This window comes from Streptomyces sp. NPDC002564, from assembly GCF_042889645.1.
Lineage (GTDB): Bacteria > Actinomycetota > Actinomycetes > Streptomycetales > Streptomycetaceae > Streptomyces.
The window spans coordinates 915,773-932,740 of the sequence record NZ_JBIARE010000002.1 but is presented as its reverse complement, the minus strand read 5'-3'; the positions used below and the strand labels follow the sequence as shown (position 1 = coordinate 932,740).

At 73.2% G+C, this 16,968-nt stretch carries 13 protein-coding genes; 7 read left to right on the top strand and 6 right to left on the bottom strand.

Features of this window, described 5'->3' with window-relative positions:
- Positions 1 to 26: 26 nt before the first annotated feature.
- Positions 27 to 443, bottom strand: a complete 417-nt coding sequence (locus ACFYXE_RS10345) for a winged helix-turn-helix transcriptional regulator (RefSeq protein ID WP_389310942.1) — start codon at positions 441 to 443, stop codon at positions 27 to 29.
- Positions 444 to 594: 151 nt separating this feature from the next.
- On the opposite strand from ACFYXE_RS10345, the gene ACFYXE_RS10340 reads away from it, so the two are divergent.
- Positions 595 to 1,002, top strand: coding sequence for a RidA family protein (locus ACFYXE_RS10340; protein ID WP_389310940.1), 408 nt, complete (start codon positions 595 to 597; stop codon positions 1,000 to 1,002).
- A gap of 267 nt (positions 1,003 to 1,269) precedes the next feature.
- A complete protein-coding gene (locus ACFYXE_RS10335) occupies positions 1,270 to 3,261 on the top strand; it encodes an N-acetylmuramoyl-L-alanine amidase (protein WP_389310938.1) in 1,992 nt (663 codons plus the stop codon).
- Between the two features lie 92 nt (positions 3,262 to 3,353).
- Here the strand turns inward: ACFYXE_RS10335 and ACFYXE_RS10330 are convergent, their stop codons facing one another.
- From ACFYXE_RS10330 to ACFYXE_RS10315, 4 genes are all read right to left on the bottom strand, one after another.
- On the bottom strand, positions 3,354 to 4,832 hold the full coding sequence (locus ACFYXE_RS10330) for an FtsW/RodA/SpoVE family cell cycle protein (protein ID WP_389311422.1): 1,479 nt from the start codon (positions 4,830 to 4,832) through the stop codon (positions 3,354 to 3,356).
- Positions 4,829 to 6,088 carry an LCP family protein gene (locus ACFYXE_RS10325; RefSeq protein WP_389310936.1) on the bottom strand — a complete coding sequence of 420 codons (1,260 nt, stop codon included), beginning with the start codon at positions 6,086 to 6,088 and terminating at the stop codon, positions 4,829 to 4,831. The genes ACFYXE_RS10330 and ACFYXE_RS10325 overlap by 4 nt, the downstream gene beginning before the upstream one ends.
- A gap of 76 nt (positions 6,089 to 6,164) precedes the next feature.
- Positions 6,165 to 7,490, bottom strand: coding sequence for a sensor histidine kinase (locus ACFYXE_RS10320; protein ID WP_389310934.1), 1,326 nt, complete (start codon positions 7,488 to 7,490; stop codon positions 6,165 to 6,167).
- A 352-nt stretch (positions 7,491 to 7,842) separates the two neighbouring features.
- Positions 7,843 to 8,520 carry a response regulator transcription factor gene (locus tag ACFYXE_RS10315; protein WP_361177169.1) on the bottom strand — a complete coding sequence of 226 codons (678 nt, stop codon included), beginning with the start codon at positions 8,518 to 8,520 and terminating at the stop codon, positions 7,843 to 7,845.
- A 435-nt stretch (positions 8,521 to 8,955) separates the two neighbouring features.
- On the opposite strand from ACFYXE_RS10315, the gene ACFYXE_RS10310 reads away from it, so the two are divergent.
- From ACFYXE_RS10310 to ACFYXE_RS10290, 5 genes are all read left to right on the top strand, one after another.
- Complete coding sequence (locus ACFYXE_RS10310) at positions 8,956 to 10,692, top strand: ABC transporter permease (RefSeq protein ID WP_389310931.1); 1,737 nt, start codon at positions 8,956 to 8,958, stop codon at positions 10,690 to 10,692.
- A 98-nt stretch (positions 10,693 to 10,790) separates the two neighbouring features.
- Complete coding sequence (locus ACFYXE_RS10305; protein ID WP_389310929.1) at positions 10,791 to 12,176, top strand: nitrate/sulfonate/bicarbonate ABC transporter ATP-binding protein; 1,386 nt, start codon at positions 10,791 to 10,793, stop codon at positions 12,174 to 12,176.
- A gap of 120 nt (positions 12,177 to 12,296) precedes the next feature.
- Positions 12,297 to 13,214 (top strand): endonuclease/exonuclease/phosphatase family protein, encoded by a 918-nt coding sequence (locus ACFYXE_RS10300; protein ID WP_389310927.1) that lies wholly within the window; start codon positions 12,297 to 12,299, stop codon positions 13,212 to 13,214.
- A gap of 309 nt (positions 13,215 to 13,523) precedes the next feature.
- Entirely contained in the window at positions 13,524 to 14,192 is a 669-nt protein-coding gene (locus tag ACFYXE_RS10295; RefSeq protein ID WP_389310925.1) for a C40 family peptidase, read from the top strand.
- Positions 14,193 to 14,231: 39 nt separating this feature from the next.
- Positions 14,232 to 15,452 (top strand): hypothetical protein, encoded by a 1,221-nt coding sequence (locus ACFYXE_RS10290; protein WP_389310923.1) that lies wholly within the window; start codon positions 14,232 to 14,234, stop codon positions 15,450 to 15,452.
- Here the strand turns inward: ACFYXE_RS10290 and ACFYXE_RS10285 are convergent.
- Positions 15,442 to 16,860 carry a tetratricopeptide repeat protein gene (locus ACFYXE_RS10285; RefSeq protein ID WP_389310921.1) on the bottom strand — a complete coding sequence of 473 codons (1,419 nt, stop codon included), beginning with the start codon at positions 16,858 to 16,860 and terminating at the stop codon, positions 15,442 to 15,444. The two genes, ACFYXE_RS10290 and ACFYXE_RS10285, sit on opposite strands and share 11 nt — an antisense overlap.
- Positions 16,861 to 16,968 lie beyond the last annotated feature (108 nt).

Below are 16,968 nucleotides of genomic sequence, written 5' to 3'. Positions count from 1 at the left end.
AGCGTGCCGCGTACCGGCCCGACCGGTCAGGTGTCGAAGCGGTGCCGGGAGGCCTCGATGTGTCCCAGGTGCCGCTTCGTCCAGGCGCACATGCCGTCGACGGTCTCCCGCAGGCCCCGGCCCGGTGCGGTGAGGGTGTAGTCGACCCGGGGCGGCACGGTGGGGTGCACGGTGCGTTCGACCAGGCCGTTGCGCTCCAGCATGCGCAGGTTCTGGGTGAGCATCTTGTGGCTGATGCCCTCCACCGCGCCGCGCACCTCGCTGAAGCGCAGGGTCCCCTCCCCCAGGGCCTCGATGATGAGGAACGCCCACTTGTTGGCGACGTCGGAGAAGATCTCGCGCGCCAGGGAGTCCGCACGCGTGAGGTCCGCGTCGTCGGGCGAGCTGTGGAGCGAGCCGTCGTCCGAGCGGTCGGGCAAGCCGTTGAGCTGCTGGGTCACCATCAGGTTCCTTAGTCACCGAAAAGTGCGTTCTTCCAGGTCAGCTCTCACTCTCTTACGGTTCCCGAGTAACCACAAGAGACCACGGCCGAGGATGCGTCGGCGCGGTGGCAAGGAGCCCGGCGACGGGCTCCGCTCCAAGGAGGCGAACAGCATGGCCGTCACTCTGGTCAACCCCGAAGGACTCGTGGAGGTCGACGTCTACCGGCAGGTGTCCGTCGCCTCGGGTTCGAGGCTGGTGTACGTCGCCGGGCAGGTCGCCTGGGACGCCGACGGGGTCACGGTCGGCGAGGGCGACCTCGCCGCGCAGGTCGAGCAGTGCTACCTCAACGTCGGCACCGCCCTGGCCGGCGTGGGCGGCTCGTTCGACGACGTGGCGAAGCTGACCGTCTACGTCGTCGACTGGACGCCCGACAAGATGCCGCTGTTCCTGGAGGGCGTGGCCCGGGCCGCCGCGAAGCTCGGCGTCACCCCGGTGCCGCCGGGGACCCTCATCGGCGTGGCGGCGCTGGACGTGCCCGCCCACCTCGTCGAGGTGGAGGCCACCGCCGTCCTGGACTGACTCCGGCAGGTCGGCGGCCCCTTCCCCGGATCCCCCGAACAGGTGGATCTCCGCGTCGCTCATTGGTCCACTCCACTGACGCGCCGCAGGCGGTGGGGCCGCCCCCCGCGAAAACCGGCCACTGACCCGCCGGAACCCGCGCTGACATGGGAAATTCCTTGCCCTGGGCATGATTGACGGATCGTCGGAGAGCCGATACCACTGACCCACGCCCGGCCCCGCACGCCCCGTCACGCTTCACCGGCCCAGGATTTCCAGGAGGCTGCATTGCGAGGATCCGACACCGCCCGTACGCCGTCCGCGCGCAGACGCACCATCAGGACGGCGGGCGCCCTCGCGTCGGCCGGCCTGCTCGTCCCTCTGCTCGGCGCGGCTCCGTCGTCAGGCGCTCCCCGACCCGCTTCCGCGGACCGGTTGCAGGGGGCCTTCGCGGCCGCCTCCGCCGAGTACCGCGTGCCGCAGAGCGTGCTGCTCGGCGTCTCCTACCTGCAGTCCCGCTGGGACGCGCACGGCGGCGCGGCCAGCGTCACCGGAGGCTTCGGCCCCATGCACCTCACCGACGCGCGCGCCGCCCTGGCCTCCGCCCCGCACCACAGCGAGGGCACGGAGGACCCGCGCGGCGACGGTTCCCGTCGGGCGCTGGCGCCCAAGACCGCGATTCCCGAGGAGTCCCGACTCCCCGCCCGGCTCAGGACGTTGCCCCGCGCGGCCGAACTGACCGGCAGGCCCGCCGCGGAGCTGCGCACCGATCCCGCCGCGAACGTCGAGGGCGGCGCCGCCCTGCTCGCCGCGGCCCAGCGGGCGCTCGGCAAGCCGCTGAGCGGCGACCCCGCCGACTGGTACGGCGCCGTCGCCCGGTTCTCCGGGGCCGACGACGAGGCCACCGCCGCCACGTACGCCAACGACGTGTTCGCCGTGATCCGCGACGGCGAGCGGCGCACCACGGACGCCGGCCAGGACGTGACGCTCAGGCCGGAGCCGGGTCTGCGGCCCGACGCGGCGCAGTTGAAGCGCGCGGGGCTGCGCAAGGCGCCCAAGGGCGAGACGGAGTGCCCCAGGACCGTCTCGTGCGAGTGGATCCCCGCGCCGTACGAGGAGTTCAAGGACCCCAACGGCAATCCCGACTACGGCAACCACGACCTGGCGGACCGGCCCAAGAGCCAGCGCATCGACTCGATCGTCATCCACGACACCGAGGGCAGGTGGGAGGGCGTCCTGAACCTGGTGCAGGACCCGACCTACGTGTCGTGGCAGTACACGCTGCGCTCCACCGACGGCCACATCGCGCAGCATGTGAAGGCGAAGGACGTCGCCTGGCACGCGGGCAACTGGTACGTGAACTCCAAGTCGATCGGCCTGGAGCACGAGGGCTTCCTGACCGCGCCCGACACCTGGTACACGGAGGCGATGTACCGCACGTCGGCCCGCCTGGTGAAGTACCTCGCCAAGAAGTACGACATCCCGCTGGACCGCCAGCACATCCTCGGCCACGACAACGTGCAGGGCACGCTGGCGTCGACGATCTCGGGGATGCACACGGACCCGGGCCCGTACTGGGACTGGCAGCACTACTTCACGCTGCTCGGCAAGCCGTTCAAGCGCACGGCGGGCAAGGGCGGCGGCCTGGTCACGGTGGCGCCGGAGTACGCCAAGAACCGCCCCGAGTACACCGGTTGCGTCAAGCCGGGCGAGACGTGCGTGCCGCACGGCTCGGCCGCGGTGCGCGTGCACACCGAGCCGCGCGACGACGCGCCGCTGATCAAGGACATCGGCAAGCGGCCCGGCGGCCAGGACTCCACGATCGACGTGAACGACACGGGCGCGCGGCTCTCCACCGGTCAGCAGTACGCGGTCGCCGACCGCAAGGGCGACTGGACGGCCGTCTGGTACCTCGGCCAGAAGGCCTGGTTCAAGAACCCCGGGAAGCAGCCCACCGCCGTCGCGGCCAAGGGTCTCGTGGTGACGCCGAAGGCCGGCGCGACCGAGGTGCCGGTGTACGGGCGCGCGTACCCGGAGAAGGAGGCCTACCCCGAGGGGGTGCCGGTGCAGGCGGTCTCGCCGCTGCCGTACAAGATCCTCCCGGGGCAGAAGTACGTGGTCGGCGACAAGGTGCCGGGCGAGTACTTCTACGCGCCGACGTTCGACACCGCGCCGCACAAGGTGGTGCGCGGCAAGGACATGTACTACGTGATCCAGTACGGCCACCGGATCGGCTATGTGCGTGCGGCCGACGTCCGGGTGGAGCGCTCGGGTTCGTAGGGCGGTGAAGGCGGGCCGTGAGGGCGGCGACGCCGGGTCCGGGTCCGCCGGGGAGCGGGTCCGGGCCCGGCGTACGTGCGCACAGGCCGGCGTCAGCCGTCGGCCGGTGCGCCCTGGCCCGCCGGCACCAGGCGGTGCTGGCCCCGGGCCGCCTGGGCGGGCGGGGGCTGCTCGGCGGCGCCGGTCGTGTCCGGCCGGTCGGCGTTCAGGTGGAGGTCGCGGCGCGCCTGGTGGCTGATGGCCACGAGGACGGCGATCAGAAGCCAGTTGGCGACCATGGACGAGCCGCCCTGCGCGAGGAACGGCAGCGCCTTGCCGGTGAAGGGCAGCAGGCCGGTCACTCCCGCCACGATGATGAACACCTGGAAGGCGAGCACCACGGACAGGCCCGCCGCGAGCAGCTTTCCGAACGGGTTGCCGCAGGTGACGGCCGTCCGGAAGCCCCGTGCGACGAGCAGGGTGTAGAGCATGAGCACCGCCATCACCCCCGCGAGGCCGAGCTCTTCGCCGACGGTGGTGATGATGAAGTCGCTGCGCCCGGCGAACCCGATGAGCTCCGGGTGGCCCTGGCCCAGGCCGCTGCCCGTGACGCCGCCGCTGCCGAAGCTGAACAGCGCCTCGGCGGCCTGGCCCGACACCAGGCCCGCCGGGCGCTGGTCGGCCGGCAGGTAGATGTCGAACGGGTGCAGCCAGGCGAGGATCCGGCCCCGCACATGGGACTCCGTGGCGCCGACGGCGACCGCGCCCACCAAGGTCATGGCGATGCCGCAGGCCACCCAGTTGGTGCGTTCGGTGGCGATGTAGAGCAGGGCGACGAAGACACCGAAGAAGAGCAGTGACGTCCCGAGGTCGCGTTCGAAGACCAGGACCAGCAGGCTCAGCAGCCACACCGCGGCGATCGGGCCGATCTGCCGCCCGTACGGCAGGGTCATGCCGAGCCAGCGGCGCCCGGTGCAGGACAGGCCGTCCCGGTGGAGCACCAGGAATCCGGCGAAGAACACCACGATGGTGATCTTCGCGAACTCGCCGGGCTGGAAGGAGAGCGGGCCGAGGTGGACCCAGCGCTTGGCGCCGTAGGTGTCTCCCGGGAAGAACGCGGGTGCCATGAGCAGGACCATCGACACGGCCATCGTGACGTACAGGTAGCGCTGCAACTGCCGGTAGTCCCGCAGGGCCCACAGCACGACGATGGTCGCGGCCACCGCGAGGACGGTCCAGACGAGCTGGCCGCCGCTCGCGGGGGCCGAGCCGTAGCGGGCGGCGTAGGACGGGTCCAGGCGCTGGATGAGGACGAGGCCGAGACCGGTCAGCAGGAAGGCGATCGGGAGGATGAGCGGGTCGGCGTGCGGGGCGAACCTGCGGACCGCGAGGTGGGCGGCGGCGGCGAGGCAGAGCTGCGACAGGCCGAAGCCGGTCAGGTGGGTGGGGAGGTCACCGGTCATCGCCAGTCCGGCGGAGGCGTACCCGTAGACGACGATGAGCAGGGCGAGGCCGAGCAGCAGGGCCTCGGTGCGCCGGGCGTGCAGGGCCTGGGCGTGCGGTGTGTCGCCGGGCGGGCGACGGAGGGTCAGTCCACGCACGGGATGCCTCCTCCGGAGACCTTGTCGGAGGTGTCGTCGGACTTCTCGTCCTTCTTGTCGCCGGACGCGTCGCCGGACGTGGCGCCCTTGTGGTCGGACGCGCCGCCCGACGGGTGCCCGTTCTTCTTCTGGGCGTCCTTGCCGTACGTGCCCTGTCCGGTCTGTTCCTGGACACGGCGGCGCACCAGGTCGCGGTCGACGATGTTGACGTCCTCGCCGTGGTGCTTGGCGAAGCTCTCCACGGGCAGGGTGGTGAACTCGACGTTGCCGCCGGTGAGGTTCTTGGCCTGCTGAACGAACGAGAAGACGCCCCAGCCCTTGTCGAGGACGACGTTGTCCTTCACGACGTCCTTCAGGTCCAGCAGCCGGGCGGGGTTGGTCAGCGTGCCGACGCTGTTCGCCTCGTGCAGTGCCGAGGCGAGGAAGGCCTGCTGGCGGCGGGTGCGGTCCAGGTCCCCGCGCAGCAGGCCGTGCCGCTGCCGGACGAAGGCGAGGGCCTGCTGTCCGTCGAGCTTCTGCTTGCCGGCCGGGAAGTCGGCGCCGGAGTAGCGGTCCTTGACCGGCTTGTTGAGGCAGACCTCGACGCCGTCGAGCGCGTCGGCCAGGTGGTAGAAGCCCGCGAGGCTGACCTCGGCGAAGTGGTCGATGGGGACGCCGAGGAAGTCGCGCACCGTCCGGATCTGGGCGGCGCGGCCCGCTTCCCTGCCCGCGCTCTCCAGTTCGTGGCCGTCGGTGACGCCCGCGTCGCGCAGCTTGGTCTCCTTGGCCGCCTTCGCGAGACCGTACGCCTTCTTGATCTTGTCCTTGCCGAAGCCCGGTATGTCGACGAGGTCGTCGCGCGGGATGGAGAAGCCCTTGGCCTTCCCGCCGTCGGCCGGGACGTGCAGGAGGATCAGGGTGTTGGCGTTGTACCCGCCGATGTCGGAGCTGCCGGCGTGCAGCTTCTTCAGGACGTCCGCCGGGAGGTCGTCGCCGTTCTGGTCCTTGCGCGTGTCGAGGCCCATGAGCAGGATGTTCGTCGAGCCGTCCGTCGACTTGGGGGCGTCCGCGCCGAGGGCGGACGAGGATCCGATGCTGTCGATCTCGCGGTACAGGTACCAGGCCGTGGCGCCGCCGCAGAGCACCAGGACGCCGGTGAGGATCAGCAGCGTGCGGCCGAGCCGGGCCCTTCGGGAGACGCCGCGCGAGTGCCTGCGGCGCGGGCCATGTCGTCGTGAGCGGGGGCTGACGGCTCGGTGCTGGGACATGGGGACGATCCTGGCCGCCCCTTCCTGAGCGGATCCTGAGGAGCCGGAAGGGCTCTTCAGGAAACCGCCGGGGTCCTCAGGAAAGGGGGCCCGCCGTGGGCAGCCGCAGGACGAGCCGTGCGCCCCGCTCGCCCGGTGCCACCCCCAGGGTCCCGCCGTGGGCGCGGGCGATCTCCCGTGCGATGGCGAGGCCGAGTCCGGTGCCTCCGCTGGCGCGGTTGCGGTCCGCGTCCAGCCGCGCGAACCGCTCGAAGACCTCCTCGGCCGACTCCCGCGGAATGCCGGGTCCGTCGTCGGTGACGTCGAGGCGTGCGGTGCCGGTCGCCGGGTCGACCGCCGTGGTGACGCGGACCTCGGAGTCCGCGAACCGTTGGGCGTTGTCGAGCAGGTTCGCGAGCAGCCGCTCCAGCTGACCGGGGTCGGCCCGTACGAGGACGGGGTCGTCGGCCGCGTCCAGGACGAGCGGCACCGGGGCCGACCGCCGTCGGGCGATCTGCTCCGCCGCCAGCAGCGACAGGTCGACGAGCTCGACGGCCGGCGGCTGCTGCGCGTCGAGACGGGCCAGGAGCAGCAGGTCGGCGGCGATGCGTTCCAGCCGGACCGTGCTGTCGAGTGCCTGGCCGAGGGAGGCAGCCGCTTCGGGCTCCGGCTTCTTGAGGAGGGCCAGTTCGAGTTCGGCGCGGGCGGCGGCGATGGGGTTGCGCAGCTCGTGCGAGGCGTCGGCGACGAACTGCCGCTGCCGGGTGACCGAGTGCTCCAGGCGTTCCAGGGTGTCGTTGACGGTCTCGGCGAGGCGGGTGATCTCGTCCTGGGCGTCGGGGGCGGGCACGCGGCGGCCGAGCCGGTCCGCGGTGACGGACGCGAGCTCCTTGCGGATGGCCTCGACGGGGCGCAGCGCGGCGCCGGTCACCGACCAGGCGATGAGTCCGGTGAGCAGGACGACGAGCGGGCCGCCGACGAGGACGGTGACGCCGAGGGCGCGTTCGGCGTCGGCCACGGCGTTGAGCACGGTCAGCGCGTAGACGTAGCGGTCGCCGTCCGGCGAGGGGGTGCGGACGACGGCGACGACGCTGGTGTGGCTGGCCAGCGCGGGCGAGGCGTCGAAGTCGCGTACCGCGGAGTCCTCCCCCGGGCCGGGGCGGAAGGCGGCGAGGACGCTGGCGCGGGCGGCGGGGTGCGGGGCGGTGCTGGCCAGGGCGCGGCCCCGGTCGTCCAGGACGAGCACGGCGTCGACGCCGCCGTCCGGCTCCGGCATGTCGCCGTGCGGGGGGCCCGGCCGGGCGGCGATGTCGGCGGCGGCCTGCCGGGCGGCGAGCTCGGTGCGGGCGGAGGTGTTCTCGATGAGGTTGCCGCGCAGGGTGGCGTACAGCCACCCGCCGCCGAGGGACAGCGCCAGGATCATGGTGAGGACGGCCGCGGCGGTGGCACGGGCACGCAGGGTCCGGGGCAGGCGCGGGCGGAACCGGCGGGGGAAGCGGGGGGCCTTTCGGGGGTGGGTGGGGGTGGTCGGGGGTGCGGGGTGCGCTGCCGAGTCGGCGGGGCTGTCTGCTGGCCCGTTCACGTCGGCCGGACTGACTCCCGGCCCGGTTACGTCGGCCGGACTGACTCCCGGCCCGGCCACGTCGGCCGGACTGGCTTCCGGTCCGGTCGAGTCGGCCGGTCTGCGGTGGCCCTCGGGCGGGCCCGTCGGTTCGTTGTGGCCCTCGGGTGGGTCCGTCGGTTCGTTGTGGCGCCCGGGCGGGTCCGTCGGGGGCTCAGGGGGCATCGGGAGCCAGTCGGTAGCCGATGCCGCGCACCGTGCGGATCGTGTGGCGGCCGAACGGCGCGTCGATCTTCTTGCGCAGGGAGCTGACGTACACCTCGACGATGTTGGGGTCGAGGTCGGTCGGCGAGTCCCAGACCTCGTCGAGGATGTCCTGCTTGGAGACCGTGCCGCCCTCCGCCGCCAGGAGGCAGCCGAGCACCTCGCCCTCCCGCGCGGTGAGCTCGACGGTCTGCTCGCCGCGCTTGCACAGCCGGGCGACGACGTCCAGCGTGAGGTCGCCGACCTGCAGCGTCGCGGGGCGCTCCCGGCCGGCCCGGCGGCCGAGCGCGCGCAGCCGGGCGAGCAGCACGACGAGCGAGAACGGCTTGGTGAGGTAGTCGTCCGCGCCCGCGTCGAGCCCGTCGGCCTCGTCGTACTCGCTGTCCTTGGCGGTGAGGATGAGGACGAGGGCGTGCTCGTCCAGGGCCCGCAGCCGACGGCAGACCTCGAGCCCGCTGAGGCCGGGCAGCATCAGATCCAGCACGATCACGTCGTAGCCGCCGGTCAGCGCGAGCTCGAGCCCCGTGTGCCCGTCATGGGCGACGTCCACCCAGTGGCCGTCCGAGGAGATGGCCCGGCGCAGGGTGTCGGCGAGTGCTTGCTCGTCTTCGATGACCAGGATCTTCACGGCACAAATGTCACATATCTCGTCAATACGATGCGGACTGCCCACTCTACGGTGCCGTTGCTGAGCCGTTCCTGAGGAGCCGGTGGACGGGACCCGGTCCTGAAGGGTCGTTCAGCTCGCTCAGGTTGCCTTCAGGGGCCGGGCACCAGGGTGGAGGGGCCGGCGCCGGGAGTGCGCCGCCCGAGGATGTGAGGAGGTGGTCGTTGTGCTGTACGGCGACCCTCCCAGTCGCTCGTCCCGCCGTTCCGAGCGTGTGGTTCCCGCCGGACGGCCGCGGCACCTCGCCGCCTGACGCGCCCTGGTACGCCCTGACGCGCGAGGCGGCCCCGGCCTGCCGCGCCCCGACGCGTCTCCCTGTCACCCCGCCTCAGGGCCCGCACCCGCGCGGCACGTCCGCGCCCGTGCACCGTGCCCGCAAACCTTCCGGGTCTCCCCATGTCCAAGCTCCGCCAGTTCCCCTCCCGCGGCGCCGTGCGCGTCGCCCGTATGCGCCCCGTCGACGTCCTCGTCCTGCTGGGCGTCGTCGCGGTCTTCTACCTCGTGGCCCGGGTCGGCGCCTCGACCGACCGGCCCTTCGACGCGGACCGGCCGCCGGTCGTGTCCACGGATCCGGGCGAGCTGCCGTACTACGCGGCGCGCTCGCTGCTGCGGATGTTCGCCGGGCTGGTGCCCGCCGTGCTCTTCACCTTCGTGTTCGGCACCTGGGCCGCCCGCTCGCGGCGCGCGGCCAAGGTGATCGTGCCGGCCGTCGACATCCTGCAGTCCGTGCCGGTGCTGACCTTCCTCAGCATCACCGTCACCGGGTTCATCGCGATGTTCCCCGGCTCCACCCTCGGCCTCGAACTCGCCTCCGTCTTCGCCGTGTTCACCGCCCTGGTGTGGAACATGGCGATGGCCTTCTACCAGTCCCTCACCACCCAGTCCAAGGAACTCGACGAGGCCGCGCGGCTGATGCGCCTCACCCGCTGGCAGCGGTTCTGGAAGGTGGACGTGCCCAGCGGCATGATCGCCCAGGTCTGGAACGGCATGATCAGCTTCGGCGCCGCCTGGTTCGCGCTGTCCGCCTCCGAGACCATCAGCGTCAACGGCCGCGACAACGGCCTGCCGGGCGTGGGCTCGTACGTGGCGCAGGCCCTGGACAAGGGCGAGGGCAGCAGGGTCGCCCTGGCCATCGCCGTGATGATCGTGATGATCGTGTCGGTCAACTTCTTCTTCTGGCGGCCGGTCACCGCGTGGGCCGAACGGTTCCGCACCGAGGACTGCGAGATCGCCGAGCAGCCCCGCAGCTGGTTCCTGAACGTGCTGCGCCGCTCCACCCTGCCCGCGCTGGCCGGGCGGATGCTGCACCCGGCCGGTGAGCGCCTCGACCGGGTCATGCGGCGCGCCCTGGGCACCAGCTCCGGACGGCTGCAGCACGACCCGGTCCGCCGCAGGCGGGCCGACATCGCCTTCTACGTCCTGTGCACCGCGGCCGTCGCGGCCATCCTGGGGAAGGCCTGCTCGTACATCCTGGACAACGTCCCGGTCGGCGAGGTCGGCCACGCGGCGTGGCTCACGCTCATCACATACGGCCGCGTCATGATCCTGGTGGTCTTCTCCACGCTCGTCTGGGTGCCCATCGGCGCGTGGATCGGCATGAACCCGAGGGTCAACCGGATCGCCCAGCCGATCGTCCAGGTCCTCGCCTCGTTCCCGTCCAACTTCCTCTTCCCGCTCGCCGTCGTGGCGCTCGGCGCGTCCGGGATCTCCCTGAACTGGGGCGCGATCGCGCTGATGGCGCTGGGCGCCCAGTGGTACGTCCTGTTCAACGTGATCGCGGGCGCCAGCTCGATCCCCGGCGACCTGCGCGAGGCCGCCGACGACCTGGGCCTGCGCGGCTGGCTGCGCTGGAAGAAGCTGATCCTGCCCGCGGTCTTCCCCTCGTACACGACCGGCGCCCTGACAGCGTCCGGCGGCGCCTGGAACGCCTCCATCCCCGGCGAACTCGTCAGCTACGGCACGACGACCCTGACCGCCGTCGGCATCGGCGCCTACATCACGCAGGCCACCGACGCGGGCGACTTCGCCCGCAACTTCCTGGGCGCCGTCCTCATGAGCGTCTACGTCGTCATCATCAACCGGCTCCTCTGGCGGCGCCTGTACCGCTTCGCACAGAAGCGCTGCGCCCTGTGACCGGGCCCGCCGCACCGGGGCACGGCCCCTCCGCCCGCTGCCGGTACCGGACCTCCTCCCACCACCCCCGCACCACCGCATCGCTCAGGAGCGATCCCATGAACACACCCGCCACGAACACACCCGCCATGAACGCGTCCGGCACCTGCACCGCGGCCCGGGTCCCGGCCCTCGCCGAGAGTGCCGTCATCACCGTGAGCGGCCTGCACAAGCACTTCACCTCGCCCACCGGGGACGTGCTGCCGGTCCTGCAGGACATCGACCTCACCCTGCACGAGGGCGAGATCGTCGCGCTGCTCGGCAAGTCCGGTTCGGGCAAGTCGACGCTGCTGCGGCACATCGCCGGGCTGCTCGCCCCGTCCGCGGGGACGGTGCGCTACCGCGGCGCGCCGGTCGAAGGACCCAATCCGGGGACCGCCATGCTCTTCCAGTCGTTCGCCCTGATGCCGTGGCTCACGGTGCAGCAGAACGTCGAACTCGGCCTGCAGGCCCGGGGCGTACCGGCCGCCGAACGGCGGAGCCGGGCGCTCGCGGCGATCGACATGGTCGGCCTCGACGGCTTCGAGAACGCGTACCCGAAGGAGCTCTCCGGCGGCATGCGCCAGCGGGTCGGCTTCGCCCGCGCGCTGGTCGTGGAGCCGGACGTGCTCCTGATGGACGAGCCGTTCTCCGCCCTGGACGTCCTGACCGCGCAGACCCTGCGGGGCGAACTGCTCGATCTGCTCACCCGCCGCGACAGCCCCACCCGCACCGCCCTCCTGGTCACGCACTCCATCGAGGAGGCCGTGCAGCTCGCCGACCGGATCCTCATCCTCGGCACCGACCCCGGCACCCTCTCGATCGAGCTGCGCGTGGACCTGCCGCGCCCCCGCAACCGCCGCACCCGCGGCTTCGAGGCGCTCATCGAGGACGCGTACGAGTGCCTGACCGGTGAGCGCGCGGAGCTGCCCGCCGCGCTCGGCGGGCACGACCCGCTGCGCGCCGCCGCGCCCCTGCCGCACGCCGACGTGGAGCAGCTCACGGGCCTCCTCGAGGAGCTCGACGGCCGCGGCGGTGCCGTCGAACTCCCCGTCCTCGCGGACGCGCTGTCCTACGCGGTGGACGACCTGATGCCGCTGGTGGAGGCCGCCAAGATGCTCGCGTACGCCCGGGTCCGGGCCGGCGAGCTGCGGCTGACCACCACCGGCAGCGGCTTCGCGAGCGCCGACATCCTCACCCGCAAGCACCTCTTCGCCGCCGCGGTGCTCGCCAACGTCCCGCTCATCGCCACCGTCCGCACCCTGCTGACGGCCTCGGACGGCGGACGGCTGCGCGAGAGCCACGTGACGGACCGGCTCCGCGCGACCTGCTCGGAGTCCACCGCGCGCCAGCAGCTCACCATCGCGATCACCTGGGGCCGTTACGCCGAGCTCTTCGAGTACGACGCCCGTGACGGTGTCCTGACGCTGCCGTGCGAGGACCACGGGGCGGGGGACGAGCGATGACGGCCCCGTTCCTGTGCGGCGTGCTGCTCGCGGTCGCGACCGCGGCCGTGGGACTCGCCCTGATCGGCTGGGGCTCCGCGCGCCGCGCACCCGGCGACCTCTGAAGGAACGGCTTCCCCCATGCGCATCGCCCTTTGTGCCCTTCTGCTCACCGGGCTCCTGGTCTTCCCCGGCGTGCTGCCGAACTCGCCGGGGCACCTGGGAAGCCTGGCGGAGACGGCGCTGCCGTGGTTCGGCCTCGGCGTCCCGCTCCTGCTGGTGTGGGCGGCGGTGCGGCGCTCCGTCAAGGAGGTGACGTGCGTCCTGGTGCCCGCGGTCGCCTGGGTCGCGCTGTTCTGGCCGGGCATCGTGGACTTCGGGGGGCGGGACCTGGGGCGTGCCGACTTCCGGGTGCTGACCGTCAACGTGGGCGGCGACCGCACCGCGCCGCGCGACGTGGCCCGTCGGGTGCGGGCCACGGATGCCGACGTGGTGGCGCTGGAGAAGGTCCCCGGCCCGGCCATGCACGCGTACGAGAAGGAGCTCGGCGGCCGCTACCCGCACCACGCGGTGGGCGACACCCTCGGGCTGTGGTCCCGCTATCCGCTGCGCGGGGTCGAGAAGCTGGACCTGGGCGGCGCCTGGCCGCATGCCGTACGCGCCGTCGCCCGGACCCCGGTCGGGGACACGGCGGTGTACGCGGTGCGCCTGCCGTCCGTCCGCGTCGGCCTGGGCAAGGGCTTCACCGTGCAGGAGCGGGACGCGAGCGCGGCGCGGCTCGCCCGGCGCGTGGCGGACGACGGCACGCCGCGCGTGGTGCTCCTCGGCGACCTCAACGGCAGTCTGCGCGACCGGGGTCTCGCCCCGCTGGCCCGGGAGCTGCGGTCCGCGCACCGGCAGGCGGGCGAGGGACTCGGATTCACCTGGCCCGCCGCGTTCCCGCTCGTCCGTCTCGACCACGTCCTGGTGCGCGGTCTCGACGCGACCGGCTCCACCGTGCTCCCGGACCTGGGCAGCGATCACCGCCCGGTCGTCACCGGGCTCCGGGCCGCCCGCTGAGCCCGCCCGTCCTCCCGCGTCGGCCCGGCGTTCAGGAATCGGTCAGGGAACGCACGCGGATTCCCAGAGGCCGAAAGTCCCCGCCTTTAAGGACCTTCGCCGGGGAGTTCGACGGAATCGAGCTGTGACGATGACAGAGCGGAAGATCATCTATCGCCCCGTCAACACGCTTGCGCAAGGCGCCCGTTGCTCGACGCGGACAGCGCACCGATCGCCGGGCACCACCTGCGCAGTCACCGAAAGGCAGGTCACACAGTGCGGAAACCGAAACACACCCCGGCGCGGCACGGCGCGCCTCGACGGCGGAGCGTGGCGCGGGGAGCGGTCCTGGCGGCCGCCGGCACCGCCGCGCTGCTGACCGTCGGGGCCGGGACGGCGAGCGCCGAACCGGCACCGAGCAGGGCGGGCTGGGACGGCTCCCGGTACTGGTACAAGGACGCCACCGGCTGGTGGCGCTGGACCAGCCACAAGGACCGGTACGAGGCCCGCACCGGCACGTCCGGGGCCACGGGCACGTCCCGGGCGACGGGACGGTACGAGGCGCCGGGCAGGTCCGGGCGCGTCGCGCGGGGCGACGGCGGCTCCCTCCACGGCGCCCCCTCGCGCCACGGCTCCGCCACGTCGAGCGCCGCCGCCCGGTGGGCGCAGGGGCAGCTCGGCAAGCCGTACGTCTGGGGCGGCAGCGGCCCGTACGGCTTCGACTGCTCGGGGCTCGTGCAGCAGGCGTTCCGGCACACGGGCGTCAGCCTGCCGCGCGTCGCCGACGCCCAGTACCGCGCCGCCACGCACATCTCCCGCTCCGAGCTGCGCCCGGGCGACCTGCTCTTCTGGTCGTCGGACGGCTCGGCGGCCGGGATCCACCACGTGGCGATCTACCTCGGCGGCGACACGTACGTGGAGTCCCCGCGCCCGGGAAAGCAGGTCCGCGTCTCGTCCTTCTCCGCGTACCACCCCGACCTCTACGGCCGCGTGGGCTGATCCCCGCTTCCTTTCGGTCGCGCACAGAAAGGCTGTCCCATGACGTTCCCCACGGCGCTGCGCCACAAGAGCCCCGCGACGGTTCCCGCGCCCCGCCCCCTCCCCACTCCCGTCCCGCTCCCCGCCCCCGCGCCGGCGCCGAGTCCCGAGCCTGCCGCCGTCGCGCGTGCCGCCACCCCGCTCCACCCGCTCACCCACGGCTTCCTGCCGCGGCGCCTGCCCGTGCCGCATCTCTCCGGGGCCTGGACGGATCTGGACGACCTGGCGCGGGCCGCCGCTGCCGCGCCCAGCCGGGAGGTTGCCCGCCTCCTGGTCGAAAGGGCCTGCCGGGACGAGGAGTTGGCGGTGCTTCGCCGGCGCGTCGCCCGTCTGTCGGAGCACCGGGCGACGGCGGCGGCCATGCGGATGGCGGTCGTCGTGGCGGCCTGCGGCTGGACCGGCCTCGACCCGCACGCGCCCGTCTCGCGCCGGACCGCGAACGAGCAGTTCCTCGCCCTGTGGGCGTCGCTCGCGCACCGCAGCGACCACCAGCAGTTCGTGGCGCTGCCCACGCTGTCGCTGCTCAACTGGACGCCGGTGCGCAAACCCGGCCGGGCGGTGGCCGTCGACCAGCTGGCCCGTGCCGAGAGCCTGACGCCGATCGTGCGCTGGTCGGCACCGGGCCTGCCGCTGTCCCGCCTGGACCGGCTCATGCTGGCCACGGTGCGGCTGGAGGCGCACGGGACGTGGCTCTTCCGGCTCGCCGAGTCGCTGGCGGGCCGGACTCCCGGGGACGACGCGGTCGGGGTGGCGCTGAGCCGGATGACCCGCATCCAGCACGCCCTGCTGCGGCACCTGAGGCTGAGCGCGGTGCAGTTGAACCTGGCCCCGGCGACCGCCCAGCAGTGCGCGGTGCTCGACGCGCTCGCCGAGCAGGAGGCGCTGGAACCGCCGGTGCTGCTGGTCTCGGACGCCGTCCTCGGCATGGGCGGCCGGATGGGTGTCGGCAGCCGCTACCAGCTGCGCCGCCACCTGCCCGCCCGGCACCGCGCCTGGCTCTCCACCCTGGACCGGCGCAGCGCGGCCCTCAGGACCCTCGCGCACCGGCGCGGCCCCGACGCGGACGCCTATCGCGAGGCGCAGGAGTCGCTGGTCGCGCTGCGCTGCGCGTACGCGGGTCTGGTGCGCACCGCCGGCACGCCGTCGCCGGGCGGGCGCGCCCCGGTCGTGCCGCGCGGCAGCGGTGCGCCGGGGCGGCCGGTGCCGCGGCTCAGCGCTTGAGGGCGGCCGCCCCTTCGGCGGCCTGGTCGGCGGCCTTCGTGCGGGCCGCGGCGGCTTGCGCGCCCTGCCCGAGGCCGTCGGCGAGGCGGGCCTGGGCCAGCCAGTTGTAGGGGCAGACCGGGCGCAGGTTGATGCGTTCGCTCAGCAGCGTGCGGGCCAGTGCGTGGTGCTCGGCGCGCAGGGTGGCCTCCAGCAGCGTCTTGTGCACGGCGTCGCGCTGGGCGTGGCTGCCGCCGTACTCCCCCAGGCGGTGGCGCACGGGCAGCAGGAGGTCCACGACCTCGTCGTAGTGCCCGCGTCCGTAGGCGACCAGCGCGCGGCACACCGGCAGGCCGATGTCCGCCGTCATGGCGCGGTTGGCGGTGCGGGGGCCGCCGACCGCGACGTACGCCTCGCGTGCGCGCACCAGGCGTTCGGCCTCCGCGAGGCGGCCCGCGCAGACGTACGCCATGACGGCGTGCACGTCGTTGAAGGCGTAGTAGGCCCCGTCGTGCCGGGCGGCCCAGGCGTCGGCGAGCCGCGCTCCGCGCTCCCCGGTCTCCGCGTCGGCGAGGTGCAGGCGCCACAACAGGGCGGCGGCGTCCAGGAGTTCCATGGCCGCGCCCGGTGACTGCGCGTGGTGCAGGGCGGCGTCGTAGATCTCCAGGACGCGGGGGGTGTCGCCGGCCTCCAGGGCGTAGAGGCAGTAGTGCCACCAGTTGTGCACGTTCAGGTAGTTGCCCGTCGCCCAGGCGTCGGCGCGGGTGTCGAGGTAGCGGATGCCGTCGGCGAAGCGCCCTTGCATCTCGTAGGTGTGCACGACGGCATGGATGGCCCACACGTCGCGCGGCCCCCGGTCGACGGCCTCCAGGCCGGCCTCCCTGGCCTGTTCGTAATGGCCGGACTCCTCCAGGCCGAAGGCGTACATGCCGAGGACGGGGCCGTAGTGCGGGTCCGAGGGGTCCCAGGCGGACAGGGCACCGCCGATGCGGTCGCGCAGCCGGGGCGCGTCGCCGGTGAAGAAGTCGATCTGGTGGCCGACCGCCAGCGCGAGCGCGTCGTGCGGGTACTCCACGGAGATCTCGCCGAGGACCCGTCCCGCCCGGTGGATGTCGCCGTTCAGCCAGGAGGTGGCGGCGGCGACGTGCATCCGTTCGCGCGGTGTCATCTCGCCGCGGTGCGCGTGTTCCTTGAAGCGTTCGAACGCGGTGCGGGCCTCGGCCGCGTCCTTCTCCTCGGTGCCGAGCAGGCCGAGGTGTGCGGCGAGGACGTTGCCCATGACGGAGCGGGGTGCCTCGGCGAGCACCCGTCCGGACGCGTCGGCCACCTCGGGGCGGAAGAACAGCAGGTGGTCCAGGGCCTGTTCGTAGGAGGCCACGGCCTCGGGGCCGGTGCGGGACATCGGGTGGCCGTGCCGGTCGCCTGGCATGGTCGGCTCCTTCCGCGGGGCGGCGCTCGGCGGTCCGGTGGACGGCGCGTCGAGCGACGGGGTCCCCATCCTGCCCGCCGCGGGGCCGCCTGACGCGTCGCGACCCGG

What these genes read in the sequence shown, in the direction of transcription:
- ACFYXE_RS10345 (WP_389310942.1), bottom strand. Translation starts at nt 443, where the DNA reads ATGGTGACCCAGCAGCTCAACGGCTTGCCCGACCGCTCGGACGACGGC.
- ACFYXE_RS10340 (WP_389310940.1), top strand. Translation starts at nt 595, where the DNA reads ATGGCCGTCACTCTGGTCAACCCCGAAGGACTCGTGGAGGTCGACGTC.
- ACFYXE_RS10325 (WP_389310936.1), bottom strand. Translation starts at nt 6,088, where the DNA reads ATGTCCCAGCACCGAGCCGTCAGCCCCCGCTCACGACGACATGGCCCG.
- ACFYXE_RS10320 (WP_389310934.1), bottom strand. Translation starts at nt 7,490, where the DNA reads ATGATCCTGGCGCTGTCCCTCGGCGGCGGGTGGCTGTACGCCACCCTG.
- ACFYXE_RS10310 (WP_389310931.1), top strand. Translation starts at nt 8,956, where the DNA reads ATGTCCAAGCTCCGCCAGTTCCCCTCCCGCGGCGCCGTGCGCGTCGCC.
- ACFYXE_RS10305 (WP_389310929.1), top strand. Translation starts at nt 10,791, where the DNA reads ATGAACACACCCGCCACGAACACACCCGCCATGAACGCGTCCGGCACC.
- ACFYXE_RS10300 (WP_389310927.1), top strand. Translation starts at nt 12,297, where the DNA reads ATGCGCATCGCCCTTTGTGCCCTTCTGCTCACCGGGCTCCTGGTCTTC.
- ACFYXE_RS10290 (WP_389310923.1), top strand. Translation starts at nt 14,232, where the DNA reads ATGACGTTCCCCACGGCGCTGCGCCACAAGAGCCCCGCGACGGTTCCC.
- ACFYXE_RS10285 (WP_389310921.1), bottom strand. Translation starts at nt 16,860, where the DNA reads ATGCCAGGCGACCGGCACGGCCACCCGATGTCCCGCACCGGCCCCGAG.